The sequence below is a fragment of the Bradyrhizobium sp. IAR9 genome, from assembly GCF_013408065.1.
Classification (GTDB): Bacteria; Pseudomonadota; Alphaproteobacteria; order Rhizobiales; family Xanthobacteraceae; genus Bradyrhizobium.
This window is the reverse complement of the sequence record NZ_JACBZW010000010.1, coordinates 100,447-122,198: the sequence shown is the minus strand read 5'-3', so window position 1 is coordinate 122,198 and position 21,752 is coordinate 100,447. Positions and strand designations below refer to the sequence as shown.

Annotated in this window: 27 protein-coding genes and 2 pseudogenes; 15 read left to right on the top strand and 14 right to left on the bottom strand. The window is 58.9% G+C overall.

Annotation, left to right across the window (positions count from 1 at the left end; all coding sequences use genetic code 11):
- Positions 1–52 precede the first annotated feature (52 nt).
- Together GGD67_RS25025 and GGD67_RS39970 are read right to left on the bottom strand one after the other, a co-directional pair.
- Entirely contained in the window at positions 53–508 is a 456-nt protein-coding gene (locus GGD67_RS25025; protein ID WP_179736555.1) for an Hsp20 family protein, read from the bottom strand.
- A gap of 336 nt (positions 509–844) precedes the next feature.
- Positions 845–1,147, bottom strand: coding sequence for a hypothetical protein (locus tag GGD67_RS39970; RefSeq protein ID WP_179736554.1), 303 nt, complete (start codon positions 1,145–1,147; stop codon positions 845–847).
- A 55-nt stretch (positions 1,148–1,202) separates the two neighbouring features.
- On the opposite strand from GGD67_RS39970, the pseudogene GGD67_RS39485 reads away from it, so the two are divergent.
- Positions 1,203–1,388 (top strand): annotated as a pseudogene (locus GGD67_RS39485) (hypothetical protein); the annotation flags it as partial.
- 159 nt (positions 1,389–1,547) lie between these two features.
- Positions 1,548–1,907, top strand: coding sequence for a recombinase family protein (locus GGD67_RS25015; RefSeq protein WP_179736553.1), 360 nt, complete (start codon positions 1,548–1,550; stop codon positions 1,905–1,907).
- A gap of 115 nt (positions 1,908–2,022) precedes the next feature.
- On the opposite strand, the gene GGD67_RS25010 is transcribed toward GGD67_RS25015, so the two are convergent.
- Positions 2,023–2,193 (bottom strand): DUF3606 domain-containing protein, encoded by a 171-nt coding sequence (locus GGD67_RS25010; RefSeq protein WP_179736552.1) that lies wholly within the window; start codon positions 2,191–2,193, stop codon positions 2,023–2,025.
- 415 nt (positions 2,194–2,608) lie between these two features.
- Between GGD67_RS25010 and GGD67_RS39480 the strand changes: the two genes are divergently transcribed.
- Together GGD67_RS39480 and GGD67_RS40200 are read left to right on the top strand one after the other, a co-directional pair.
- A complete protein-coding gene (locus tag GGD67_RS39480; RefSeq protein WP_246784450.1) occupies positions 2,609–2,752 on the top strand; it encodes a hypothetical protein in 144 nt (47 codons plus the stop codon).
- Between the two features lie 36 nt (positions 2,753–2,788).
- Positions 2,789–2,863, top strand: a pseudogene (locus GGD67_RS40200) (DUF2934 domain-containing protein); the annotation flags it as partial.
- A gap of 634 nt (positions 2,864–3,497) precedes the next feature.
- Here GGD67_RS40200 and GGD67_RS25000 read toward each other — a convergent pair.
- From GGD67_RS25000 to GGD67_RS24980, 5 genes are all read right to left on the bottom strand, one after another.
- Positions 3,498–3,674 (bottom strand): DUF2934 domain-containing protein, encoded by a 177-nt coding sequence (locus GGD67_RS25000; RefSeq protein WP_179736551.1) that lies wholly within the window; start codon positions 3,672–3,674, stop codon positions 3,498–3,500.
- A gap of 194 nt (positions 3,675–3,868) precedes the next feature.
- The gene (locus GGD67_RS24995) at positions 3,869–4,132 is read right to left on the bottom strand and encodes a GlsB/YeaQ/YmgE family stress response membrane protein (protein WP_179736550.1); all 264 of its coding nucleotides are present in this window, start codon (positions 4,130–4,132) and stop codon (positions 3,869–3,871) included.
- 41 nt (positions 4,133–4,173) lie between these two features.
- Positions 4,174–4,626, bottom strand: a complete 453-nt coding sequence (locus tag GGD67_RS24990) for a YidB family protein (RefSeq protein ID WP_179736549.1) — start codon at positions 4,624–4,626, stop codon at positions 4,174–4,176.
- A gap of 71 nt (positions 4,627–4,697) precedes the next feature.
- Positions 4,698–5,318 carry a general stress protein gene (locus GGD67_RS24985; protein ID WP_179736547.1) on the bottom strand — a complete coding sequence of 207 codons (621 nt, stop codon included), beginning with the start codon at positions 5,316–5,318 and terminating at the stop codon, positions 4,698–4,700.
- 39 nt (positions 5,319–5,357) lie between these two features.
- Positions 5,358–5,678 (bottom strand): PepSY domain-containing protein, encoded by a 321-nt coding sequence (locus GGD67_RS24980; protein WP_179736784.1) that lies wholly within the window; start codon positions 5,676–5,678, stop codon positions 5,358–5,360.
- Positions 5,679–6,957: 1,279 nt separating this feature from the next.
- On the opposite strand from GGD67_RS24980, the gene GGD67_RS24975 reads away from it, so the two are divergent.
- Genes GGD67_RS24975 through GGD67_RS24960 form a run of 4 tightly spaced genes read left to right on the top strand, consistent with a single transcriptional unit; the run spans position 6,958 to position 9,762 of the window.
- A complete protein-coding gene (locus GGD67_RS24975) occupies positions 6,958–7,929 on the top strand; it encodes a DUF3618 domain-containing protein (protein WP_179736763.1) in 972 nt (323 codons plus the stop codon).
- A gap of 11 nt (positions 7,930–7,940) precedes the next feature.
- Positions 7,941–8,621, top strand: a complete 681-nt coding sequence (locus GGD67_RS24970; RefSeq protein WP_179736545.1) for a hypothetical protein — start codon at positions 7,941–7,943, stop codon at positions 8,619–8,621.
- Complete coding sequence (locus GGD67_RS24965; protein WP_179736543.1) at positions 8,618–9,034, top strand: phage holin family protein; 417 nt, start codon at positions 8,618–8,620, stop codon at positions 9,032–9,034. The genes GGD67_RS24970 and GGD67_RS24965 overlap by 4 nt, the downstream gene beginning before the upstream one ends.
- A complete protein-coding gene (locus GGD67_RS24960) occupies positions 9,031–9,762 on the top strand; it encodes a hypothetical protein (RefSeq protein WP_179736541.1) in 732 nt (243 codons plus the stop codon). Before GGD67_RS24965 ends, GGD67_RS24960 begins: the two co-directional genes overlap by 4 nt.
- Positions 9,763–10,163: 401 nt before the next feature.
- Here the strand turns inward: GGD67_RS24960 and GGD67_RS24955 are convergent, their stop codons facing one another.
- Positions 10,164–11,291 carry a YihY/virulence factor BrkB family protein gene (locus GGD67_RS24955; protein ID WP_179736539.1) on the bottom strand — a complete coding sequence of 376 codons (1,128 nt, stop codon included), beginning with the start codon at positions 11,289–11,291 and terminating at the stop codon, positions 10,164–10,166.
- A 165-nt stretch (positions 11,292–11,456) separates the two neighbouring features.
- On the opposite strand from GGD67_RS24955, the gene GGD67_RS24950 reads away from it, so the two are divergent.
- Complete coding sequence (locus GGD67_RS24950; protein ID WP_179736537.1) at positions 11,457–11,678, top strand: hypothetical protein; 222 nt, start codon at positions 11,457–11,459, stop codon at positions 11,676–11,678.
- A 554-nt stretch (positions 11,679–12,232) separates the two neighbouring features.
- The gene (locus GGD67_RS24945; RefSeq protein ID WP_179736535.1) at positions 12,233–12,445 is read left to right on the top strand and encodes a hypothetical protein; all 213 of its coding nucleotides are present in this window, start codon (positions 12,233–12,235) and stop codon (positions 12,443–12,445) included.
- 64 nt (positions 12,446–12,509) lie between these two features.
- Here the strand turns inward: GGD67_RS24945 and GGD67_RS24940 are convergent, their stop codons facing one another.
- On the bottom strand, positions 12,510–14,177 hold the full coding sequence (locus GGD67_RS24940) for a PAS domain-containing hybrid sensor histidine kinase/response regulator (RefSeq protein ID WP_179736533.1): 1,668 nt from the start codon (positions 14,175–14,177) through the stop codon (positions 12,510–12,512).
- Positions 14,167–14,958 carry an alpha/beta fold hydrolase gene (locus GGD67_RS24935; protein ID WP_179736531.1) on the bottom strand — a complete coding sequence of 264 codons (792 nt, stop codon included), beginning with the start codon at positions 14,956–14,958 and terminating at the stop codon, positions 14,167–14,169. The genes GGD67_RS24940 and GGD67_RS24935 overlap by 11 nt, the downstream gene beginning before the upstream one ends.
- 1,047 nt (positions 14,959–16,005) lie before the next feature.
- Here GGD67_RS24935 and GGD67_RS39475 point away from each other — a divergent pair.
- Positions 16,006–16,206 (top strand): hypothetical protein, encoded by a 201-nt coding sequence (locus GGD67_RS39475; RefSeq protein WP_246784449.1) that lies wholly within the window; start codon positions 16,006–16,008, stop codon positions 16,204–16,206.
- A 379-nt stretch (positions 16,207–16,585) separates the two neighbouring features.
- Here GGD67_RS39475 and GGD67_RS24930 read toward each other — a convergent pair whose 3' ends face one another.
- Together GGD67_RS24930 and GGD67_RS24925 are read right to left on the bottom strand one after the other, a co-directional pair.
- Positions 16,586–16,816, bottom strand: a complete 231-nt coding sequence (locus tag GGD67_RS24930; RefSeq protein WP_409411126.1) for a DUF6894 family protein — start codon at positions 16,814–16,816, stop codon at positions 16,586–16,588.
- 74 nt (positions 16,817–16,890) lie between these two features.
- Positions 16,891–17,085, bottom strand: coding sequence for a hypothetical protein (locus GGD67_RS24925; RefSeq protein WP_179736527.1), 195 nt, complete (start codon positions 17,083–17,085; stop codon positions 16,891–16,893).
- A 1,172-nt stretch (positions 17,086–18,257) separates the two neighbouring features.
- On the opposite strand from GGD67_RS24925, the gene GGD67_RS24920 reads away from it, so the two are divergent.
- The 4 genes from GGD67_RS24920 to GGD67_RS24905 all read left to right on the top strand — a co-directional run bounded on the left by GGD67_RS24920 (position 18,258) and on the right by GGD67_RS24905 (position 20,630).
- Positions 18,258–19,247 (top strand): HWE histidine kinase domain-containing protein, encoded by a 990-nt coding sequence (locus GGD67_RS24920; protein ID WP_179736525.1) that lies wholly within the window; start codon positions 18,258–18,260, stop codon positions 19,245–19,247.
- 38 nt (positions 19,248–19,285) lie between these two features.
- Positions 19,286–19,630: a response regulator gene (locus GGD67_RS24915; RefSeq protein WP_179736523.1), complete on the top strand. Its 345-nt coding sequence runs from the start codon at positions 19,286–19,288 to the stop codon at positions 19,628–19,630.
- Positions 19,631–19,950: 320 nt separating this feature from the next.
- Positions 19,951–20,160 (top strand): cold-shock protein, encoded by a 210-nt coding sequence (locus GGD67_RS24910; RefSeq protein WP_018321049.1) that lies wholly within the window; start codon positions 19,951–19,953, stop codon positions 20,158–20,160.
- A gap of 230 nt (positions 20,161–20,390) precedes the next feature.
- A complete protein-coding gene (locus tag GGD67_RS24905; protein WP_179736521.1) occupies positions 20,391–20,630 on the top strand; it encodes a hypothetical protein in 240 nt (79 codons plus the stop codon).
- A gap of 787 nt (positions 20,631–21,417) precedes the next feature.
- Here GGD67_RS24905 and GGD67_RS24900 read toward each other — a convergent pair.
- Positions 21,418–21,597 carry a hypothetical protein gene (locus GGD67_RS24900; RefSeq protein ID WP_179736519.1) on the bottom strand — a complete coding sequence of 60 codons (180 nt, stop codon included), beginning with the start codon at positions 21,595–21,597 and terminating at the stop codon, positions 21,418–21,420.
- Between the last annotated feature and the right edge of the window lie 155 nt (positions 21,598–21,752).

The following is a 21,752-nucleotide window of genomic DNA, read 5'->3' as shown; positions in this document are numbered from 1 at the left end:
GAATAGCCGCGCGGGAGGACCCGCGCGGTTTAGCCATTCTGCAGGATCGCCTTTAAGCGGCCCTAGATTCGATTTGCGTCACGTTGTTAGGCGCGGAGCCGTTGATTGCAATCTGACGCGGCTTCATCGCTTCAGGGATCTCGCGCTGTAGGCTGATGACGAGCAACCCGTTCTCGAGGTTGGCGCCCTTGACCTCGACGTGGTCGGCGAGCGTGAACTGGCGCTTGAAATTGCGGGTCGAGATGCCGCGATGCAAGAAAGTCTTACCCTCCTTCTCGCTCTTGTGTCCTTCCAACGTCAGGACGTTTTGCTCAACCGTCAGAGCAAGCTCCTCAGGGCTAAAACCGGCGAGAGCGACCGAGATTTGGAAGCGGTGTTCGTCGAGGCGCTCGATGTTGTAGGGGGGATAGGTCTCCTCGCCGGCACGCTGGGCGGCTTCGGCGAGATCGAAGACACGGTCAAAGCCGATGGCCGACCGGAAGAGGGGCGAAAAATCAACAGTGCGCATAGCCAGATCCTCCTGAGAGCAAAATGGTTACGAGCGGCACCGGACACGACCGGTGCCCGTCTCAGTCGCGGGACCCAAACGGCATCCCGATCGTCTTGCGACGACGCCGAAGAAAATTGGAAGCTAGGGAGCAGTTTCAAGAAGGTTGGACAAAATTTTTTTGCGAGAAGCGCAAGGTTAATAGGCTCTTCAAGCTCGCCGACCCGGGAAATTTTGCACGCACCTCCGTTGGTCTGACTCGACATTTGTTCTCTTTATGTTCTAATTGCCGCCATGACCGATCGACCTGCGAGTTGGCGCATGCCCACCCCAAAACAGATGGAAGAGCTAGCGGCATCAATGGGTAGAGCGCCCGCGAAGGAGCGTCCGCTCGGGCCCGGCGATGACATACCGGAAGAGTATTGGCGCGCCCTCCTCGATGATGCCCATCGCCACACTGCTGATGCCGGACGTTCGAGCGCTGGCCTGCGCCTCAGCGAGATGCCGCAGCATCTCCTTCGGGTTTCCTGCCGCAGGTGCGAGCGCATCGTCGAGATCCAGAAGGCCGACGCAATCCGTCTTTACGGGCAGCAGGCCGGATGGAAGGAGGTTGCGCAGCGATTGCTGGACAACACCTGTCAGAACCGAACTGGCCGTCACGAGGAGGACGGCTGCTGGCCGGCCTTCGGGCCGGTTTGATCGAGTTTTCTTGCGGATGGCCCCGAAACATCATCCGACTCCGCTATCGGGCGGCGACCGCAAAGCCCTTGGCAAGGAGCTCGGCAAGGCACGTGCGATGACCACCATTCTAGCCGCGAAGTCCGCTGCGGCTCGCGCCGAGGGTGAAGCTCTGATCACACAGGCCGACCGCCTCCTTTGCGAGAGCGGGAACGAGCCCATGCGCGTGGTCAGCCCCTGAGGGCGCAACTTTTCGGAGCTGCGATCATGCCAAGGAGCGAGGAACATGCTTTGCTAGAACGTCGGGCAAATTCGTCTTGAAATCCTTCAGGCCGAGTAGTGTAGTTTATTTGACGCGGCACTCCCTAACTCGGGAGAACCCATGGCCAACTCGCTGGTCCTGCGCAAAGGAACCGACCTGGCACGGCGCGTGCGGGCGAAGCGCGCCGCGCAATATCTTCGGATGTCGAGAGACCTCCAACGTTACTCCATCAAGAACCAGCTGGCCGCAATAGCCGCTTATGCGCAAGCTAACGGTCTCACAATTGTAAGGACCTATGTCGATGAAGGGCGGAGCGGCCTGCGCATCAAAGGTCGGCCTGGTCTCATCGAACTCATCGAAGACGTCGAATCGGGTCAGGCCGACTTCGATCAGATCCTCGTCTACGCCGGGGCCGCGAGCGCGCCGACTCGAATGAACCTAGCGAACCAACCGCCCAAAAGGACCAGCGCCGCCGCCTAGCCAAAGAACACTCGTCTTACCGATGTAAGGATCGTCACGATCAGGCCCGCGACACAGACAGAGACAGATATGTCCACAAGAAGCAGCAGATGTTCACGGTCCTCTCGCTTCACTGCTACCTCGACAATTCCTTACGGACGGCCGCAGCGGAGTTACCCACCTTATCAATCAGGTGCTGCAGTTTGCTTCTGGTTATACCGAGTTCGTGGGTCCAGTATTTGACCTCGTATTCGTCGTTCATATTGATCTTGCCGCGATCAGGCTGCAAACGCTTGCCGAACTTCATCCCCGCTCTCCTGTCGATCAAAAACAGCGGCTCTCTGCCAATGTTCCAAATCCGAAGGCGCTTTTGTCTTACGACTTAGGGTAAGGCCGTTGAACGAGCTGGCGCAGCAAGGCTTGCGAGGTAAAGTCGGACTTGCCGGGCAGATCGTTTGAAGAGACAGGCCGAGAAGAAGGCCGCCTAGCGTCGAGAAGAGCGTTGGTCTTACCCATACGGGAAGAAAGATTTCCGGCACGAACCCTTCGCACCCAGGCCGGACAGGTGGCGTCAGCCGGATCGATGACAAATTTGCACAAGGAAAAACACGACTTGTGTGCAAAAGTGAACTCTCTGTCGACCACTGTAGAGATGAGCCCGAAAGCGAAACAATCGCGCTCGATTGGAGTCTTCTTCATCAAGGAGGACAGGAGCGGCTCAGATGGACGAACGCGCAAAGCTGGCGCACCAGATCGAGTTAGCCACAAAGGCGGCCGACTACATTCGGGACGAGAGCACCGCCAGACGTCTGAGACGATTTGCCGACGAACTGAAAAAGGAGTTGCTACCGTCCACGCAGGATTGAGAGAACAACAAGCGGGCGCAGGAGCTCTGGTAGCACGCCGGCCGCCCCGTGGGGCGCGACCTGGACTTCTGGCTTATGGCGGAGCGGGAAATCACGAGGAGGCCGGACTAGCGGCGACCAGCCAGCGGTACATTAACGGCTTTTAACGACCCCGTGCGTGCAAATTCATAACCCGTTCATCGCCTCTGCTTTAACCCTGCTGCTTCCCCGATGCAGGCAGGACGATGAGCGCTCCTGACCCAGTAAATCTGGCGCTCGATCCGGTGAGGCTATGTTCAGTTCGCAACCTCGTCGGCCATGCTGGACCGCCTTAACGATCCTGACTGTCCTCACCGGCAATTCATTGCAAGCTCGGGCTGATATGGCGGCGGGATCAGAATGCCTCGCAACAGTCATTAAGCAGTACAAGATGCAGAGCACTGAACTCTCGAAAAAACTTGAACAGCGATCTTCCTTGGAAACTATCGAAGATGTCCTTGTTCGAAGGCGGCGGGAAGAAGCGTACTGCACCCGTTTCGTGGAATGCATTGAACCGTCGCGCGAATGGTCGGGGCCGCGATTTTCACGGTGCCTGGATCTTGAGGCGGAAGAGCGATTAAGGCACGTCACGAAGTAGATTTTCAGGCGTTCATTACAGAGCTAGCCGAAAGCTCTTCAAATGCGACCGCAGCCAATTTCTCACGAGGCCCGCTCACGGAAAGCAACAAGAACTAATCAGCCGTAAGGGGCTCACCGCGCCGCCCAGTCAGACGGGCAAATTGTCTGTCATACCGGGAGGTGGTTCGCCGAGTTCGGGTGCCTCTTGGCCTAATTCCTCTTGGGCTTGATGCCAGAAAAATTCAGCTTGGCCTTCCGGTTCGCCTGCTTCTTTCCAGAGCTGATACGCTTTCGTCCGTATCTCTTCCTCGGTAGGTTTAATCATGGTGTGGATCCTCGAATAGCTCAGAAGAAAGAAGGGCCCTGCGTTGGCAGGGGCCTTGCTGTTCACCACTTCTGACGTCCGTACCAGTCGTCAACTTCCTTCTTCGCCTGGTCCTTGGCGTAGGGGATGACGCGAGTTCGATGAGCGGCTGCTTTACCATTACACCCTTCGATGCACCTTGGCTTGCGGCGGTCCTAGATAGCCCGACGGCTTCTGCCGGCTACGAGGCCATAGACGAACAACACTATAATGGCGCCCACGACGGCACCCACTAGTCCGGCTCCTTCCCCGGGCCGGTACCAGCCCAGCGCCTGGCCAAGATAGGTGGCTACAAACGCCCCGGCGATCCCGAGGATTGTGGTCAAGATGAAACCCGACGGCTCGTTGTCGCCCGGCATGATTAATTTAGCGATGACACCTGCGATGAAGCCGATGATGATCGTCCAAATGATGCTCATTCTTTTCTCCAACGCTTGCGCTTGCGATGCCCTTATCCCGCCTACGCTGTGGGAATGCGTCCGTCGGGCGTATACTTGTCCACCGCGGTCGGAAGCTCGCGGGACAATCGATCGAGTATCTCTTGCTGCGAGAGGCCGGTCTGCTGCTCAAGTTTTTGGAGGACGTCGGGACCGATCGCCTGCTTGAGCTCGGGCGGGGTGACCTCCCGGTTCGGGCCCTGATTGATCCATGATTGAGCCGCCTCCCCTTGGCCGTTCTGCTTGAAGTGCTCCAGCAACTCGCCGATCCCACCGTTGAGCAGCGAACCCACGCCACTACCGCCGGCCAGGCCGCCCAAATTGCCGAGCATGCCGCTCAGTGAATCCTTGCCAGCACCCGGCTGTTGACCGGAGGTCGCGCTGCGGAACATGTCCGCCAGCTTGTCGCGATTTTGGTAACCCGCAATTGCGAGCATGCCCAAAAGTGCAGTCATCGATGGCATTCTGCGGCTCATGTTTGCTCCTAAGACTTGGGTTATCTTGCACAAAAAGACGGTGGCCCGTCTAAGCGGGCCACCGGGATAATTCAGCGCGCGCCCGTGCCGTAGAGTTGGCGCTCCCTGCGCACCTCATCCGCCCCATAAGGTTGGGCCGAGGGATCGTAGTTCTTCCACCCAGCTTTCTGCCAAGCCGCGCTCCGGTCTCGCAGGTTGACGGCTGACTGGTCGAGGATTGCTTCATACCTCGCGCGGTCAGCATCCGGGACACGTGCCGAAACCAGTGTGCCGCCGCGCCGCACCCCTTCGGCATAGAGGGGTGCTTCCTCGTCGGACACGCCTGCTTGCGTCAATGCGCCGACGACGCCGCCCGTAGCGCCGCCGGCAGCGGCACCCAGCGCGGTCGACGCGAGCCATCCCGCGGCCACTACGGGGCCGAGGCCTGGAATTGCCAAAAGACCGAGGCCGGCGAGCAGGCCGGCCGCTCCGCCAAGGCCCGCGCCGACGCCCGCTCCGGTAGCCGCACCTTCAGCACGATCATCGACCCCGTCACGATCGCGATCGACCTTCTTGTCGGAGCTGAACCAGTTGTCGGAGTTGTTGGCGACGATACTCAAGTCCGAATGTGGCACGCCGGCCGCCTCAAGTCTCGTCACAGCGCGTTGCGCGTCGGAATAGTTGTCGTAGAGGCGTGAGATCGTAACGGTCATTTTGAATCCTTGTGTGTGTGTTCGCTGCTGCGTGCCAGGTCACTTGGCCGCGTTCACATTGCCCTGAAAATCCAGGCTTACATTGGTCGAGGCGCCGCCCTTGCTGGCTTTTGCGCGCCACACACCATTGTCGTCCTTCTTCAGGGAGGTGACGTTGGTGTAGCCAGCTTGTTCGATCTTTGATTTTGCCTGGCCTTCGGTGAAGCTGTTGGCGCCCGATACCGGCTTGTTGGAATTGTTCTGGCCCGAGCTGTTGACGGCGTTGTTGTTCGGTCGATCGGTCGCCGGCGGATTCTGTGCAAACGCCGGCGCGGCCAGAAGCGAAGCAGCAGTCAGCAGCAGAAGAAGTTTTCTGTTCATGTCGTCCTCCAGTAGTGGCCGGACACAACAGGCTTCTGGGCTCGATGTTCCTATTCTTCCCATTTCGGTCACGCAAACGTCGCCGCGACGTCGCATTCAAGAGAACTATCAGTTTCAATCAGAGATCGTTAGAGGCGTACCCCTCTGCATGTGGCGTGTGGCCGCTTGGGCCTCGGGATTCTCGGCCGCTTGGCTTGCCAGATGGCCCTGCCTGGCCGCCATTAGCCGGTTCAGCAGCTCGGCCAGCGCGCTCTCTTCGGCGTCCGCCACAGCCGGCGGCGGAAGACGAATTATTGTTCAACCGCAGTAAGAAGGCGAAAGGACTCGGTGCCACGCAAAAGCTGAGAAAGTCGCCTTCACCTACACCGTGCCGCCGCCCTGCTGGCACACGCGAACGACTCGATCCGCAAGTCCTGCCCCGAACTCAGGCGCGCGACGGTCACTGGCGATTTCCGTCGACAGGTCGCGGCCGGCGACACCAAGCGGGTTCGGCTCCGTTTCGAGCCTTGCCCGTAAGAGCCTGGCGCACAACTTGGTTCGTTGATGGCCAAATCGAAACGCGGTCTGAGCACGCGGCATCTCGAACTGTGTTCGTGGAGGCTGACTTGGCATTCCCAGCAGCCCGCCTTGAAGCGGCGTCGCTTGCCACGGGCATAGCATTGCAACCTTTTCCCAATTCTATTGTTGGGGCTTGGCCGATCGCGAGGGACGCGGCGGCTACACGGAGGCACACTTACATGAAATGGATTTGCAGGCTTAGCTACCTGGCGGGCGCTGTTGCCCTAGCTTTTACAACGTCGGTCTCGGCGATGCCTGTTGCGACTCCGAATGCAAACGGTGGGTTTGCCTCGACCGCGATCGAAGTCAAAGGTGGACACGGTCATGGCGGCGGCCACGGGTGGGGGCACCGCGGTGGCCGTGGCCATCATTACGGGTGGGGAAGAGGCCGTGGCCATCACTATGGCTGGAGCCGCCACCGTCATTGGTGAATCACAATCAGGGCCGCTCGATAGCGGCCCTTTTCATTCGTAGACCAGACGGCGAAAGGCCAACTCTGGCCCTACGCTAGATTGCTTGCTGACGTTCCTCGCGACCGCGTCTTTTCAGGCCGACTTCTTCTGCGCGGATATCTGGCAAGCACCGCTGTCGCCCGCCACTCCCCTCGCGTTTGAGCAAACCGTTTCCGTCGCCTCGGCAGGCTACGAACCGAGACCAGGAACGATTCAACACAGCGAGAGTTCGACATCAAATTCAAGAAACAAAGCAAGAGGGTAACGCGATGGCACGATCCGTGGAGGAGTTGAGACGCGAGTCCGAGCGTAGCCGCGCGGAGCTGGCCGCGACGGTAGGACGGTTGAAGGAGCAGATATCGGACACTGCCGACGACATCCGCCACAAAGTCTCGCCGCAGCACATCAAATCCGAAGTCACCGAATATGTCAGCCACAAGACCCAGAGCTGGGTCGAAGGGCTCAAGCAACAGATCATGGACAACCCGATGCGCGCAGTGGCCGCCGGCGCCGCACTGGGCGTTCCGCTGCTGCGGTTGGCACGGGGTACGCCGCTGCCGCTTCTCATGATCGGAGCCGGGCTGGCGCTGACGTCGAAGACGGTGCGGGATCGCGCTGCAGAGGCCACGGGTCCGGTCATGGACAGAGCGGGGCGCATGCTTGACGAGGTGGCGCAGGGCGCGCGGTCCATGCAGGGCGAGGCCAAGGAGACGCTATCCTCCGCCCAAAGCCGGGCCGCCGGCATGGCTGATGACGCCCAGGACAAGGCCGCTGGCCTCGCCGCTGATCTGAAGGCGAGCGCGGCGCAGGCTGCCAGCTTCGCGAGTGAAAAGCTCAAGAGCGGCATGGACGCGGCCAAGGATGCAGCCAAGGATGCCGCTGCCAGCGCGCCCGACCAGGCCCGACAGACCATCGGTGACAATGCCGCGCTGATCGGAGGCTTGGGCATCGCGATAGGAGCCATCATTGCTGCGGCTCTTCCCGAGACCAAGGCTGAAGCCAAGGTGATGGGCGGAGCCAGCGACGGCGTGAAGCAAGCTGCGGCCGCCGCGATGCAATCCGGATTCGAGGCAGTGAAAGACGCGACCACGTCTGCGGCCGATGCTGCGACGCAAAAGGTCGCCGAGGCAGATCTCGGCAGCCATGCCAGCCGCATGACCCAGAACATGGCCGACACATTGAAAGAGGCTGCCGACGACGTCGTCAAAGCTGCCTTTAGCCCCTCTCAACCCAACACGTGAAGGAAACCATCATGAGCGACTTGGACCCGCACAATGTGACGCAGTTCGCAAAGAACCAGGACAAGGGCACCGCAAAGGACATCAAGGAGCAGATGAGTGATGCCGGAGCGGAGGTCAAACAGCGTGCTGGCGACGCTTTTCGGTCATCGGCCGACGTCGCGCGCGACAAATTCGGTGAGGCCGCGGAGGCGGCAAAGGGGGTCGCGGAAGGAACCGTGGACCAGATCCAGAGCCAGGCGCGCGAGCAGCAACGTTCGGGCGCAGATTTCGTCGAGCGCCTCGCAGGCAACATCCGCGAAGCCGGCCGGGCTTTCGAGAACGACGTCCCGTTCGCCGCTCGCGGCATCGGCTCCGCCGCCGATTATGTCGAGGACGCTGCGCAGAAGATCCGGGATGGAAGCTTCCGCGACCTCGTCGAAGGCGCAACCGATTTCGCCAGACGTCAGCCCGCGGCCTTTCTCGGAATATCGGTGCTGGCAGGCTTCGCGGCCGTGCGCTTCCTGAAGGCATCAAGCGGACAGTCGTCATCCCCTGGGCAGCACGACACGACGGACAGATCGTCGTCGCAAAGCAGCCAGCCCCCCAGCGGGACGTCGTTTTCGGCGGGACAAGAGACCTGGGCTCAGGAGTCCCCGCAGCGTGGTCCTAACCGGCAACAAACCTCTTCCACACAGGGCAGCGCAGTACCATGAGCATCGAGCGCGATATCAAAACCAGCCAGAGCGAGTTCAGGGCGATCTCGACGCTGCTCGGCGATGCCATGTCGCAGTTCGCCAAGCTCTTCCAGAACGAGATTGACCTTGCGAAAGCGGAGCTTGGCGAAAAGCTCCAGAAGATTGGCGGCGCGCTGGGCTTGATCGTGGGTGGCGCCGTTCTGGTGATCCCGGCGATCGTGATGGCGCTTTTTGCCCTGTCCGCCGCATTGATCTCGGCGGGATGGTCGCAGCCGGTCTCTTATCTGACGTCAGCCATCATCGCGGCGGCCATTGCCGCCGTGCTGGTTGCAATCGGCATCAACCGGCTTGATGCGCGCAATCTGGCGCCCCGAGAGACGATCGGCCAACTCGAAAAGGACAAGGACACCGTGAAGGGAATGGTGCGATGAGCAGCACAAAAGCCAGCTTTATGGATAGTTTGGTGACTGCCGCCCGGGAAAACCCGCTTGCCGCCGCGCTGATCGGAGGCGGCGCGCTCTGGTTGCTGACCGGCGATCAGTCTCTGAAGAGTGCGGCGCGTTCAGCGGCGGACGCCGTCGCACCTGTCGCTGAGGCCGGGTCGCGCGGCGTGAGGTCGGCGGCGTCTGCCGTCAAACAGACCGTAGCGCCTCCGACCGCACCTGAAATGGACAACGACTCGCACCGCCTCGGAGAAACGTTTCGAGGCGCAAAAGCTGCCGCTTCCGATGCCGTCTCGGAAACTGCCGAGAGCATCCGCGATCGCTTCGAAGAGGGCGTCGCCTTCGCGCAGGAGCAATTCGGCAAGCTCGGCAATTCTTTTCCGGATAAAGAAACGATCGACAGCGCGAAATCGTCACTCACCGATATGCTTGAACGGCAACCCCTCGTGCTAGGTGTCGTGGGCGTCGCGATTGGTGCAGCCGTGGCAGGCGCGTTCCGGGTGTCCGAGCTGGAAAACAGATATATCGGCGACGTCAGCGACGATGTGAAGGCCGACCTGAACCAGCGCGCCGGTGCGGTCTCGCAGGTTCTGCGCGAAGCCTCTGATACGGTCGTCGCAGAGATCAGCGACACCGGGGCCGAACTTGTGGACCGCCTCAAGCAAACCGGCTCGGATGCCGCCGCAGCTGCGCGGGCCAAGGTGAAGTCTCCTTGACAAGCGATGTCGCAGGAGCGTGCTGACGGCCGCATGCTCCGGCAATCTGGTCAGGCAACATAGCAAGGACGGGATAGACACAACAAAGGCCCCTTGGAATTGCACAAGGGTGGAAACTGCTTGCTTCTGGCGATCGCCCGCCTGCACTGCGCGAGTCGGAATGTTTGGCAGAACAACGGGTCTGACTAAAACGGCTTATGGCCCGCAGATGACGAGGTCCTAACAGACAAAACGCTGCAGATGGCAGGCGGAGCTGATCATTACGTTACTTCCTGCGAGCTGCTGTAGATGCGTGTGTAGCTGAGGCCCAGACGCGATCGCGGCCATCAGCATTGTCTTAAGCAACGCATTCTACAAAGCGCAGCCGGACACCACTTGATGAGCTACACAACCATTCTCCTTCATTGACCTTGTGGCGCGCCTAGGGTGTCCGCGACCCGCGCACCGCGCGCGCCAATTGTGGTTGGCGGGCCCGTGGTCGTGTCGCGGGCGGTCTGGTGCTCCATCTCGGCATCAATTTCGGCGCCAAGGAGGACGACGATGGCCGAGATCCACAGCCAGGTCATAAAGCCGATGACAGCCCCGAGCGAACCGTACGTCTCGTTGAACTTACCAAAACTGGCAGCGTACCAGGAGAATAAACCTGACACCGCGAGCCAGAGGATCGCCGCAATCGCGCTGCCCCAAGTGACCCAGCGCCATTGGGCGGTCTCTCGGCTGGGGCCATAGCGGTAAATCAGGGCCAAGCCCAAGGTGAGTACCAAAAACATTGCCGGCCATCTGCCGATTCGGAGCAGAAGGTCGCCGGTGTTGGACAATCCAACATAGTTGAGGAGCACGGGAACAGCGACGATGGAGCCGAGAGCCGCTACGATGAATATGATACCCCCTATCGTAAAGCCCAGAGAAACCGCGTTCAGCTTGACGAACCCTCGCTTCTCGTCCTCTCCATGGACGATGTTCATGGTGTCGAAAAGCGACTTCATGGCGGCATTGGCACTCCAGAGAGATGTTGCCAATCCGATCAGGAAGGTCACACCGAGCGTGTTGGAGCCCTTCGAAGCCACCCGGGTCAGCTGCTCTTTCGCAACATCCACTGCTCCGCCTGGCAAGAAACCACCAAGCTGATCAAGGTGTTTGCTGATGGTCATAGGGTCGGAGAAGAGTCCGTATACCGCGACCAGAGCGGCGATCGCGGGAAAGATAGCGAGTATGCTGTAGTAGGTCATACCGGCTGCAAGAGCCAAAACTCGATGCTTTGAGATATTGGAATAGACGCGCAATAAGATATCTTTCCATCCCTTCGCTGGAATCTCGGTTGGCGAGGTCGCCTGTCGGCCGCGGTCGTCTCCCTCAGCATGCGGGCCGGCTCGCAAGGGGGAGCGATCCAAATTGCTCGGCAGCGAGGTCCGTTTGTCCGAGGGGGCGACACGTTCCAAAACAAAAGCGATTGCAACCAATCCTACGGCCGTCGCCAATCCCCATCCACCGAGGTCTTCTTCCCCCGGTTTTTTGTCAATCTTCATCATGATTGCCTCCGAGACATCCAATCGGAGCGATCGATAAGTGTTCCTTTCAGGGAGCGAGCCTCCCCAGCTTTGGCCACTCAGCCAACCGCGCGGGCACCACAGGGACCTAAGGAGCCGCGTACGGTAACCTGTGTTAACGAGTTTCACATCGTGCTATGATGATTGATGGACCGAGCAACGCTGCTGCGCCACCTGGCCGAAGCGGAGCGCCACGTTGCGGATGGCGAGCGTCATATTGCGAGGCAGGAAGAACTGATCAACGAACTGCGCCGTGATGGCCATGACCTTGAAACGGCCAGTGAGGTTCTGGCAACGATGCAGCAATCGCAGGTCCTTCACCTTGAACACCGCGATCGCATTCTGCGTGAAATCGATGAGCTTGAATAGGCTCTCCGATCAGATCCCGTTACGTTTCGAAATTAGGAGCCGTTCCTTTCAGTCATCGAGCTTTGCAACTCGGGTCCTAGAGCGATCAAGAACAACCCCGCTTTTGCCCGCACGAACTAGCTATCGGCGCCGTCCCATGCAATCTGAGCCGCTTCATCGAATTGGATGGCGAGGTGTAGGTACTGTTCGGCGATCATTATGATCGCCTGAACGGCAAGAAGCTGCGGGCGTTCCTCTGGAACGTGGATTCCTCGTTGCGAAAGTCGCCAGCGGCGTGCTGAGGATATTCGGGTCGCTGACATGTTTCCGGCGTGTGTTCTGGGGAGCACTAGGCGGATTGTGCCCACGTCAACTTGTGGCCAGCCGCGAAGTTCGATGCGCTCCTGGCCAGGTTGGCTTGTCAGGGTGGACCTGACGCCGAAATCCCGCGCGCAACGGCTCAGTTTGACCCTTTGCGGATTCCCGGCGTCAGAGGTTCTGTCTTCGAGGTGGAACAGCAGCGATGTAGGATCGTATGGGTAGCTTAGTTTGCTTTTTAGGCGTACTAGTGAAACATGGATCACCACGACGAATACCGCCGCAATGCGGCTGAAGCTCAGCGGCAGGCGGACCAAGCGATTGGGGAGCCCGACCGCGCCGCTTGGCTCCGGCTCGCCGCAGGATGGTTGAGCCTTCTACCTAAACGCCGCATTTCTTCGCAGGACGGATTTGATCAAGAGGTCTCTGAAAAAGGAACAGGACAAGAGGAAAGCAAGTCTTCCAACTAGGTGTTTTGAGGCTTTTCAGGTCCAGATCGCCGCAAGGTACGCCGGGCACGGGAATGTCTAGATGCTAGGCCTCGAGAACCTGACGCATCTTCTTCGCTAATGCATCGAGGGTAAAGGGTTTACCGATCAGAGTGACGCTTGGATCGAGCGTCCCGTTGTGTACGATCGCATTCCGCGTGTAGCCGGTCGTGAACAACACCTTGAGACTTGGCCGCAGCTTAACAGCCTCATCGACGAGCTGCCGGCCATTGAGGCCGCCCGGCAACACAACATCAGTAAAAATGAGCTCAACGTGAGAATTTGCGTCGAGCAGTTCGAGGGCGGAGCGGCCGTCGCTTGCCTCAAGCACAGCATAGCCGAGTTCCCGGAGCGCGCTGCAACTGAAAGAGCGAAGCGCCTCGTCATCCTCGACAACGAGGATGCATTCCGATCCGCGATAGTAACCGCCCGTATCGCGCTCTCCTGGCTGGAACGTCGCCAGCTCGGTATCCGCACGAGGTAGATACAGCTTGACGGTCGTGCCATGGTCGACCTCGCTGTAGATGCGAACGTGACCGCGGCTCTGACGCAGGAATCCGTAAACTTGGCTCAACCCCAGCCCGGTGCCCCGGCCAACCTCTTTAGTGGTGAAAAATGGCTCGAACACCTTGGCCAACGTATCCTTGTCCATGCCGTGGCCAGTATCTGAGACCGCAATGATGACGTATTGCCCGGGTTCGACTGGCTCATCGAGGCCCTCGACATAGGCATCGTCCAGGTGAGCGTTACCGGTTTCGATGGTGAGCTTCCCACCATTCGGCATCGCATCTCTTGCGTTCACCGCGAGATTGACGATCGCATTCTCAAGCTCCGCGGGATCCGCCATGGCTTGCCACGTTCCGGCGCCAGTCACCACTTCGAACGCGATGTTCTCGCCGATAGTTCGTTGCAAAAGCTCGGCTATACCCTTGATCAGCTGGTTGGGGTCGACAGACTTCGGGTCGAGGGCCTGCCGTCGCGAGAATGCCAATAATCGTGAGGTCAGGGTAGCTGCCCGACGCGCGCCATGAGCGGCCATGTCTCTTAGCCGATTCAGCCGCGCCGTTTCCGGTGACGCAGGCAAGCCTTGCAGCACCCTGCCCATGGAATCGATGCTGCCGATGATGACCGTGAGCAGGTTATTGAAGTCATGAGCAACACCGCCAGTGAGTTGACCGATCGCTTCCATCTTCTGACTTTGACGCAAAGCAGCTTCCGCTTTCATGCGCTGATCAACTTCCGCCGAAACCCGCGCTTCAAGCGTGGTGTTCAATTGGTGCAGAGCCTCGTTGGCCTCTTCAGCCGTTCGCTTTGCCTTCAAAAGTTCGGATTCGTAACGCCGACGGTCCATTGCATTGAAGACAGAGATGCGGATGAATTCCACCTGGCCGGCAGAGTTCTTGCGCTCCACCGCGTTGACAAGGACCGGCAATCGGTCGCCGGCTGAATTGATTAAGTCGAGTGCGACCTCGTTGAAGACCCCCTGCATTCTTAGCAAGGGTGCAAAATGAGTTTCGAAGTAGATGCGGCCGGGCAGCGTAAGAAGTTCTTGAAAGCGCTTGCCGGCAAGATACTCCTTCGTAAACCCAGTCCAGGAGCAGAACGTGGCATTGGCAATGCTGATCGTGCCTTGCGGATCTGTCGCGACGTAGCCGCATGGGGCGTGCTCGAACAGATCGGCGAAATCAGGGGGGGCGGCTTGGTTATTGGACAAAGGATCGGATCGCCGCGATTGTTTCCTCAGGTGCGCTCAGGTTCGGGCAGTGGCCAGTCGCCTTCATAAGAACAAGTTTGCTGCGGGGTATTTGATCGTGAACGAACTCGCCGACGCGTGTCGGCGCGATCACGTCATCGCTGCACTGCAAGACAATGGTCGGCTGAGTCACGCGCGCGAGGTCCCTGCGGTTGTCCGATAGAAACGTTGTCCGAGCGAAGTGCTTTGCGATCTCGGGGTCCGTCCGGCAGAAACTGTTGGTAAGCTCTTCGGTAAGCTCAGGTCTGTCTGGATTCCCCATGATGGTGGGGGCCATTGCGGCAGACCAACCGAGATGGTTGCTATCAAGAAATTCCAGCAGCTCTTCGACTTGCTGACGCGAGAAGCCGCCGACATAGCCTTCGTCATCGATATAGCGCGGCGAAGGTCCGACGAGCACCAGAGCCTCGAACAAGTCGGGGGCGTCCGCCGCGGCAAGGACTCCAATCATGCTGCTGACCGAATGTCCCACAAATACGGCCTGGCGGATGTCAAGGTCATTGCAAATCTCGATAACGTCCGCCGCGTATCCCCGCAGGGTCGAATACTTGGTGCGATCGTAAGCCGAGAGGTCGGAGCGGCCGGCGCCGACATGGTCAAACAAGATCGTTTTGAATTCGCCTTCGAACGCTGGAGCTACAAAGCGCCACATGTTCTGGTCGCATCCGAACCCATGAGCAAAAATCATGGGTCGGGTTCCCCTCCCACCAACAACGACATTATTCCGGGTGAGACTTGTCATCGAGAATCTAAACGAGCTGGGGCTCCGCGGAGCAGTGGTAGAAAGGTAGTATAAAGTGGACCGGATTGTCCACTGTGCGCCAACGCTGGCAGCCTCAGAACGCCGTGTCGTGGCTGGCTCTTGTGAGAGTCCGGCGGCTTCCGCAAGAATTCAGCACGCGCACGGGTTCATCGACACGCCTCATTTAGCGATTGGGCCGAGGGCCCTGAGACTGCAGCCGAATCAACGACCACCCAGAACGCGAATGACCGGCTCGCAGAGAAGCGGCGAGCCGGCTACGGTTTCTGGTGATCTGAACAGTTGTGGAACGATGGCACCTCCTTCGATTTGAGAGTCTCGCCAGTCCCACTAAGCTGGCGGAGCGGCCCCGGCGCATTCTTCCTTCCTCCAGGAGCCAACTATGCCGGGGCCGTCTCTCCGCCAAAGAGCATGATGTGTGGCTTCCGAATGACCTGTTGGAACTTGGAACAACCGATATCGTTGTAGTCAAGCGCAGCTGTCCGGCTTGGCCGGAAGTATGCGCGTTGCGTAGTGGATTGCGCATTGATGTCTGCGCTCCGCCCGTAAGGGAACTCAGGTTGTTCAGCAGCGTTGAATCTCTATGCCCAGAGAGATCGCAATAGCGCTCTGGTCACTTGCCGCCGCCTGCGTGGTGGCGTTCAGTGTAGCCGCGATCGTTTCTCCTCACTCATCGGCGACCTCCTGACGCATCGAAAAATGGCTCCCCGAGATTGACGCCAAAGTCATACATGCCGCTCGCCAACGCGTCTTGAGATCATCAATGTTCTACGCTGGCTCGGAGCGTAGCCAACTGTGTACAGACTGCGCGACAGACTCAAAATCGACATACTGCCCGCCCGCCGACCTGCACGCTTCTCGTTCTTCTCTGAAGTGGGTGCGGCCCGCCAGTTTGCCGCTTCGATCGCTGGTTCGAAACAGTGAGCTAGTGGGGCATTAACTTTTGAAAATGACACACCGTCTCCGCGCTGCCGTAATGTCCGGAGTTGCAAACTTAACGGTTAGGACCCGTGAATTCGAGGTTGTACCATGCAGCGTCGCCGCCGGTTTAAGCAAACACTGTGCCTTGAAGAACGACTTGCTAAGGAAGCGCAGCGGCTCCGCGAAGAAGCTCAATCTCTTCCACCAGGTTTCAGGCGAGACCAATTGCTGCGCAAGGCGCGCCAATGCGAGACCGGGTCGAACTTGAGCGAATGGCTGCAGTCGCCCGGCTTACAGCCGCCAACTTGATCCAATTAATTACTTGGAGCGATCTAGAGGCAACCATCAAAGCGGCGTGCTCACGCGCCGCTTAACGCTCGACTGAGAGCTTTCATGAGAAAATCCGGCCTCCAGGATTATCCGACATTGACCTCATCCCGCGGGACTGGCTGGCGAAGATGAATGGCACAGAGGCTGCTCGGAGGAATTCCGCCACCGGAGTAACCAATTGCCCAGCAAGGTTGAAGTCGAGGGTACGGTCGCAAGCGTCCGACAAGGTCCGCTACAGGTCAAAGGCGCCACCTTCCGTAGCCGGAGTATGAAGCAGACATGCCTGCGCTCCGACCTGAGGTCAGCCACGGGCCAACAGCAGAGCTGGTACGAAACGGCGAGTAACTAGAGCGGCGCCTTACTTCATTTTCCTTGATCCGATGTTGATGAAGAATATCGGCTTGCCATCTTCGTCCGTCACCTCAAGCGACCATTCTTGCCCAGGGCGAAACCTCCCATCGATATCCTTCAAGACTTCGGCGGCAAAAACCGTAGCGTCCTGCCACGCCGCTTCGTCGTCGGCCAATTCCTCTCCTATTTCATCGATGCTCGGACTTGCGCTATGAACGTTAAAAAAGTATCGGGGCATTTTCGATTAACACAGGTTAGTCGTCGCTGTTCCTAGTGGACCACTCTGCGTGCGAGCGCCGTTGCTACAAGGGATTACTCTTTAGCTTCCGGATGGAGTTCGGCCCTCTTTGCCAGCAGCTCAGCAATAAGTTCGGCCAATCCCGCCAGCGCCAGCCTGTCACTGACCCGCAGCTGCATCGCTTTGTAGCGCTCGATCTTCTTGGCCAGCTCGACGCACTTCTCACACATAGCCGCCTCGACGTCGGTCTCTGCGGTATCAATTAACAAATGTTAAGAGGGTTCCAAAACGAAGCTGGGACGCCCCTAAAATCCGGCCGAGACACGGGGAATAAACGACCACCGTCCGATGGGACAAACGGGGACCTCAGAGAAGGGCAAAGTGCGCCAGACTAAGTGGGCCGGATTAAACGAGTTCAAAGTCCACCTTGGTTCGAAACTGCAATCAGGGCTCGGGGACTAAGTAGTCTCTGCTACGGCTAAAACTGGCCACGGCGCCCAGTCCTATCGGGCGTCCGCTCTCACTATGAGCTTTTTCCTTCGCTCGGCGGGCTCTGAGGGCAGCGCATGTTTGAAGGGCCGTTCGACGTGCGATCCTCTCTGCTCAACTTCCTCGATCGATCTCACGGATGATGAGGTCACGAGTGCGATGCTAGGCCAGCTCGGAACGTGGCAAGCAGTTATCGCGCAAGCTCACTATTGCCGCCGGGTCGATCCAGGAGAGCTATGCGTTTTTCCTGTGCCGCGATGTGTTCGCCTTCAGCTACGTGCCGTTCGGCCTCCCGCAAGTGACGCAGGTGCATCTCGCGATCCATCCACGCGCCATACACGACTTCTTGCGGCCATGTTTGACCTAAAGCAAACTTACTCTTCCGCTTGCGGGAAGGGCTCGTGTGTCTTGCGGCCAAGGAACGTGTCCGGCTCAGGACACTCGTGAAGCACCTGCTGCGCCGTTTTCACGACGTCTTTTGCGCGTTCGATTGCGAGGCGATCCTGCCGGCGTGACGGCCAATAGATGGGTGGAAGGACGTGGGAGTGCGAAGCCATGCCTGATGCTGCCATGCTGCGCTCCGGAGGGACGTATCTTTTGATCTAAGCTTAATCCGGAACGCCCTGAGTTCCGGCGCAAGTCTGCTCACGGTCAAGAGCGGCTGCAGAGGCCAGTAGCTCGTTCGTCCGGTCGCCTCTCAATAGCAGACGCTGCGGCTATCACGGGAGAGGGCAGCTAGGGGCCAGGAGGAGACCTCCTGTTGACAAGCAGGTCGCGCCGAAGCATTCAGCGGAAGCCCTGATCGACCTGCAAGGTAAGTCTCAGGACGCTTGAGCCGCATTCAGCGGGTCCACCTCACGTGCGGACATTGTGTAGAGCACACTTACCAATTTCCTTTGTGGACGCCCGCTCCCGTACTACCTTATGGGGAACCTTCTAGGTGAGCGGGCAGATGAATCTCGAAGACTTATACCGGCTTCTGCGCAGCGAGCATGTCCAGGCGCAAGGGATCGTCGACACACTTGACGAGCCCCTCCTGGTGCTCGACCAGGCTGGTTGTGTCCTTACGGCCAATCGCGGGTTCTACGAAACTTTCAGCGTGGCCAGGGATGACACAGTCGGACACAGCCTGTTCAACCTTGGCAACGGTCAGTGGGACATACCCGAGCTCAAGCGCCTTGTGCGCGAGATCATACCCCGGACTACCGCTGTCGTTGGATACGAGGTGACAGCCGAGTTCCCGACCATCGGTCCGCGCACAATGCTGGTCAGTGCGCGTCGCCTCGTTCACCCCGACAATAACAGCACCAGCATCTTGATCCTGTTCGAGGATGTGACCGACAGGCGCCACAGCGAGGCGCAAAAAGACATTCTGCTCGCCGAAACGCGCCACCGGATGAAGAACCTTCTGGGGATCGTACGGTCGCTTGCCAATCAGACAGATGTGGAGGGCCGCACAGCCAAGGAATATCGCGATGCCTTCTTGGGACGGTTCCAGGCGGTGGCCGAAGCCGAGACGATCGCGCTTGCCAGCAGCGCTGAAGCCAATCTGAGTGCCCTTGTGGAGCAATCGCTGAAGGCCGCGGGCCCGGAGCGATACCGAATAACCCCCGGGCCAGCAGTGCGTCTCAGCCCACGGCAGATCATGCCGATGAGCCTCATTCTGCATGAACTCGTCACGAACGCTTGGAAGTACGGAGCGTTCTCCAACGCTGGAGGGCTGGTTCACGTGAGCTGGCGCACGTCGGAAGAGCAGGGCAACACCTTCCTGCACATGGACTGGCGAGAGGAAAACGGCCCACCCGCTACTCCTCCAACTCGCTCCGGCTTCGGCTCCAGGCTGATCGATCTCAGCGCCGTGCAGGGCTTACGCGGCGCTGTGGAACTGAAGTATGAGCCAACCGGTTTAAGGGCTCACATCACCGCGCCTGTGGAGGCTTGAACCCCCGGGGACACATTGTGCAGGACGCTCCCCGAATCTTGGTTGTCGAAGATGAGTACCTCATCGCATTGGAGCTCGACACCGAGTTGAGAACTGCCGGATACCGCGTGATCGGTCCCTTCGCAGATATAGATGGCGCTTTGGCGCTATTGAAGGTCGACCGGCCCGACGCTGCCATCCTCGACGTCAACTTGGCCGGAGAGTGGGTCACTCCCGTCGCGGAGACGCTCCGGGCGATGTCGGTGCCGTTCATTCTCGCCAGCGGCTACGTTGCGGCCGATCTCCAGGCCGAACCAGTCCTACGAGATGCCGTCAACGTCGGAAAATCGTGGAGGCCCGATTACCTCCTCAAGGCCCTTCGGAGCGCCTTGGAAGGAGCGTAAGGATGTTGCTCCTTAGATCATCGACATTTCGGCTCTGGCTCAAGGGCGTCGAGCCCGTTTGGCCGGAACGACTAGTTCGACTTCGTGCCGCGACGGTACGCCCAATCAATCGGAACGGGCTCACGCGCCGCTGGCTTTTTTCTTGAATTCTGTCAACTGCTAGTGTATTGTCTCAGCATCGATACTGGCCGAACACCTGTTCCGCTTTCGCCTCAGATCCTGACGGCGCGCACGTTTCAGACATTCTCCATCATCGACTAACCGGACGGCTGGCCGCAACTCCGCGCGCCAGGTCCTGCGCGTATAACAAGGAAAACCTGATGAACACCGGTACAGTGAAGTGGTTTAATACACAAAAGGGCTTCGGCTTTATCCAGCCGTCAAACGGCACCAACGACGTCTTCGTTCACATCAGCGCGGTCGAACGCGCCGGCATGGGAACTCTCACGGAAGGTCAGACGCTGTCTTACGATGTGGTCGCAGACCGTCGTACTGGCAAGTCCGCTGCCGAAAATCTACGTGCTGCTTAGTTAATAGCACGACAGACCTGTCGCTCTAGCCACGGATGTGCTGGTAGAGCTTGTGGTTCTGCCCCGCTCCTGAGTTATCGGGGCGGGGTTTTTCATTCGAGCAGGTAGGAAGATCGAAAAGCGGGCGTCACTGCAGCTTCCTTGACGCTTGCGCCTGTGCCCGATGACTACGTCAGCATGTTCACCAGCGCACCGGGAACGTGGCTCCTCAGTGGCAAGCAGGCGACTCAATGAGCATCGTTAAACGTCATGTGGCCGAGCAGGAAGAACGCATGGTCCTGATCGAGGAGATTTGCATCGATACAGGAGCGCTTGTCTTAGATACCGCCACGGATGATGTCTACTTCTCTGCGGACGAAGCGGCTTACAAGAACGCATACGTCACGGTGTTTCAAGCCTGGGCGAAGGGCACGATCAAGCGCACAGCGGAGCAGATATTCGAGGCAACGAAATCCATTCTTGAAGACTAGCAAGACCGCCGATAGCGCCGTAAACGTCGAGGAAAATATGTCATACGCCTACAAGCTAAACGAAGAGGTTCGGCACCACGCTCAAGGTCCCCAAGGACGGGCCGCAACTGAACTGCCAAGGGTCTACACGATCGTGCAGTGCATGCCGATCGAGTCCGATGGACGAGTAAGATACCGCATCAAGTGCAGGTCCGAGAACATTGAGCGAGTGGTTACGGAAGATCAGCTGTCGTATTTTCACTGATCTTTGTATCTTTCCCGCGAGCATTCATCAGACAGGGCCCGGAGGCAGCAGGGAGGAAAGATGTCAGACCGACGAGAACTCTATCGGAGCCCAAACGGGGACGCGTGGTTCATCGCACGTGAGCCCACAAACGGTCACGCTTTCATCATTCACCAGCCCAATGCGCCCTCTGGTGGCCGGCTATCTCACATCGAGCTGGGCGAGTTCTTGCGCGACGCGAAGGGACCGGAACAGCAAGCATTGTTGCGGTTGATCGGAACACTGGTCGAGGTCCCGCCGTTTGCGTAGGACCATTACAATCACCGCGCGCCTGGAAGATTCATCGAGTCACTTCGCGTAGCCGTGTGACCGCAGCCAATCGATCCGACGCTCTCCATTCATCCATTCGTCAATTTCGGCTTTGCTCTTGAAGCCGGTAATCTCTCGAGAAGCCCAACGGTCAAACGGTAGACAAGCGCTGATCACCGCCCGATTTCATTGCTTGCGGACGCACTAACGGAAGCGATGGGCCACTAGCAGACGTTCACTCGCCGTCCCCTCCTCTCAGGGCTGCGCGCGCTCCTGCCTGATTGCCTGCTCGACTTGATCCGCCAGTTTGGACAGATGTTCGGCTAGGGTAGTGTAGAGTGCTCGCTTTCTCGGCTCCGTCGCAAGATCGCGAACCAGAGCCGCTTCGGCAGCATCCGCGCGAAGCTTCTCAAGGCTGGCTTGCATGTCCTTCATCGCGCGCCCTCGTCCTACCCATGTGCTCTGGAAGGTGGTCGGATAGAACGACGCCAGTGAACGTTATCTGAACGGTCGCATAGCGATCTGGTTAAAGGTAATTAACCCGAACAGTGTGCCCTCCACGTTCTCAGGACGGCGGCTCGCTTCTCCCA

Excerpts from the sequence above, each read along its gene's own strand:
- GGD67_RS24995 (WP_179736550.1), bottom strand. The coding sequence starts at position 4,132 with ATGAGCATCATTTGGACGATCATCATCGGCTTCATCGCAGGTGTCATC.
- GGD67_RS24950 (WP_179736537.1), top strand. The coding sequence starts at position 11,457 with ATGGACCGAGCAACGCTGCTGCGCCACCTGGCCGAAGCGGAGCGCCAC.
- GGD67_RS24970 (WP_179736545.1), top strand. The coding sequence starts at position 7,941 with ATGAGCGACTTGGACCCGCACAATGTGACGCAGTTCGCAAAGAACCAG.
- GGD67_RS25025 (WP_179736555.1), bottom strand. The coding sequence starts at position 508 with ATGCGCACTGTTGATTTTTCGCCCCTCTTCCGGTCGGCCATCGGCTTT.
- GGD67_RS24935 (WP_179736531.1), bottom strand. The coding sequence starts at position 14,958 with ATGACAAGTCTCACCCGGAATAATGTCGTTGTTGGTGGGAGGGGAACC.
- GGD67_RS25000 (WP_179736551.1), bottom strand. The coding sequence starts at position 3,674 with ATGATTAAACCTACCGAGGAAGAGATACGGACGAAAGCGTATCAGCTC.
- GGD67_RS24955 (WP_179736539.1), bottom strand. The coding sequence starts at position 11,291 with ATGATGAAGATTGACAAAAAACCGGGGGAAGAAGACCTCGGTGGATGG.
- GGD67_RS39480 (WP_246784450.1), top strand. The coding sequence starts at position 2,609 with ATGGACGAACGCGCAAAGCTGGCGCACCAGATCGAGTTAGCCACAAAG.
- GGD67_RS39475 (WP_246784449.1), top strand. The coding sequence starts at position 16,006 with ATGCAGCGTCGCCGCCGGTTTAAGCAAACACTGTGCCTTGAAGAACGA.
- GGD67_RS24990 (WP_179736549.1), bottom strand. The coding sequence starts at position 4,626 with ATGAGCCGCAGAATGCCATCGATGACTGCACTTTTGGGCATGCTCGCA.
- GGD67_RS24960 (WP_179736541.1), top strand. The coding sequence starts at position 9,031 with ATGAGCAGCACAAAAGCCAGCTTTATGGATAGTTTGGTGACTGCCGCC.
- GGD67_RS24975 (WP_179736763.1), top strand. The coding sequence starts at position 6,958 with ATGGCACGATCCGTGGAGGAGTTGAGACGCGAGTCCGAGCGTAGCCGC.
- GGD67_RS24910 (WP_018321049.1), top strand. The coding sequence starts at position 19,951 with ATGAACACCGGTACAGTGAAGTGGTTTAATACACAAAAGGGCTTCGGC.
- GGD67_RS24985 (WP_179736547.1), bottom strand. The coding sequence starts at position 5,318 with ATGACCGTTACGATCTCACGCCTCTACGACAACTATTCCGACGCGCAA.
- GGD67_RS24920 (WP_179736525.1), top strand. The coding sequence starts at position 18,258 with ATGAATCTCGAAGACTTATACCGGCTTCTGCGCAGCGAGCATGTCCAG.
- GGD67_RS25010 (WP_179736552.1), bottom strand. The coding sequence starts at position 2,193 with ATGAAGTTCGGCAAGCGTTTGCAGCCTGATCGCGGCAAGATCAATATG.
- GGD67_RS24965 (WP_179736543.1), top strand. The coding sequence starts at position 8,618 with ATGAGCATCGAGCGCGATATCAAAACCAGCCAGAGCGAGTTCAGGGCG.
- GGD67_RS24905 (WP_179736521.1), top strand. The coding sequence starts at position 20,391 with ATGAGCATCGTTAAACGTCATGTGGCCGAGCAGGAAGAACGCATGGTC.
- GGD67_RS24980 (WP_179736784.1), bottom strand. The coding sequence starts at position 5,678 with ATGAACAGAAAACTTCTTCTGCTGCTGACTGCTGCTTCGCTTCTGGCC.
- GGD67_RS24930 (WP_409411126.1), bottom strand. The coding sequence starts at position 16,816 with ATGCCCCGATACTTTTTTAACGTTCATAGCGCAAGTCCGAGCATCGAT.
- GGD67_RS24900 (WP_179736519.1), bottom strand. The coding sequence starts at position 21,597 with ATGAAGGACATGCAAGCCAGCCTTGAGAAGCTTCGCGCGGATGCTGCC.
- GGD67_RS24945 (WP_179736535.1), top strand. The coding sequence starts at position 12,233 with ATGGATCACCACGACGAATACCGCCGCAATGCGGCTGAAGCTCAGCGG.
- GGD67_RS25015 (WP_179736553.1), top strand. The coding sequence starts at position 1,548 with ATGGCCAACTCGCTGGTCCTGCGCAAAGGAACCGACCTGGCACGGCGC.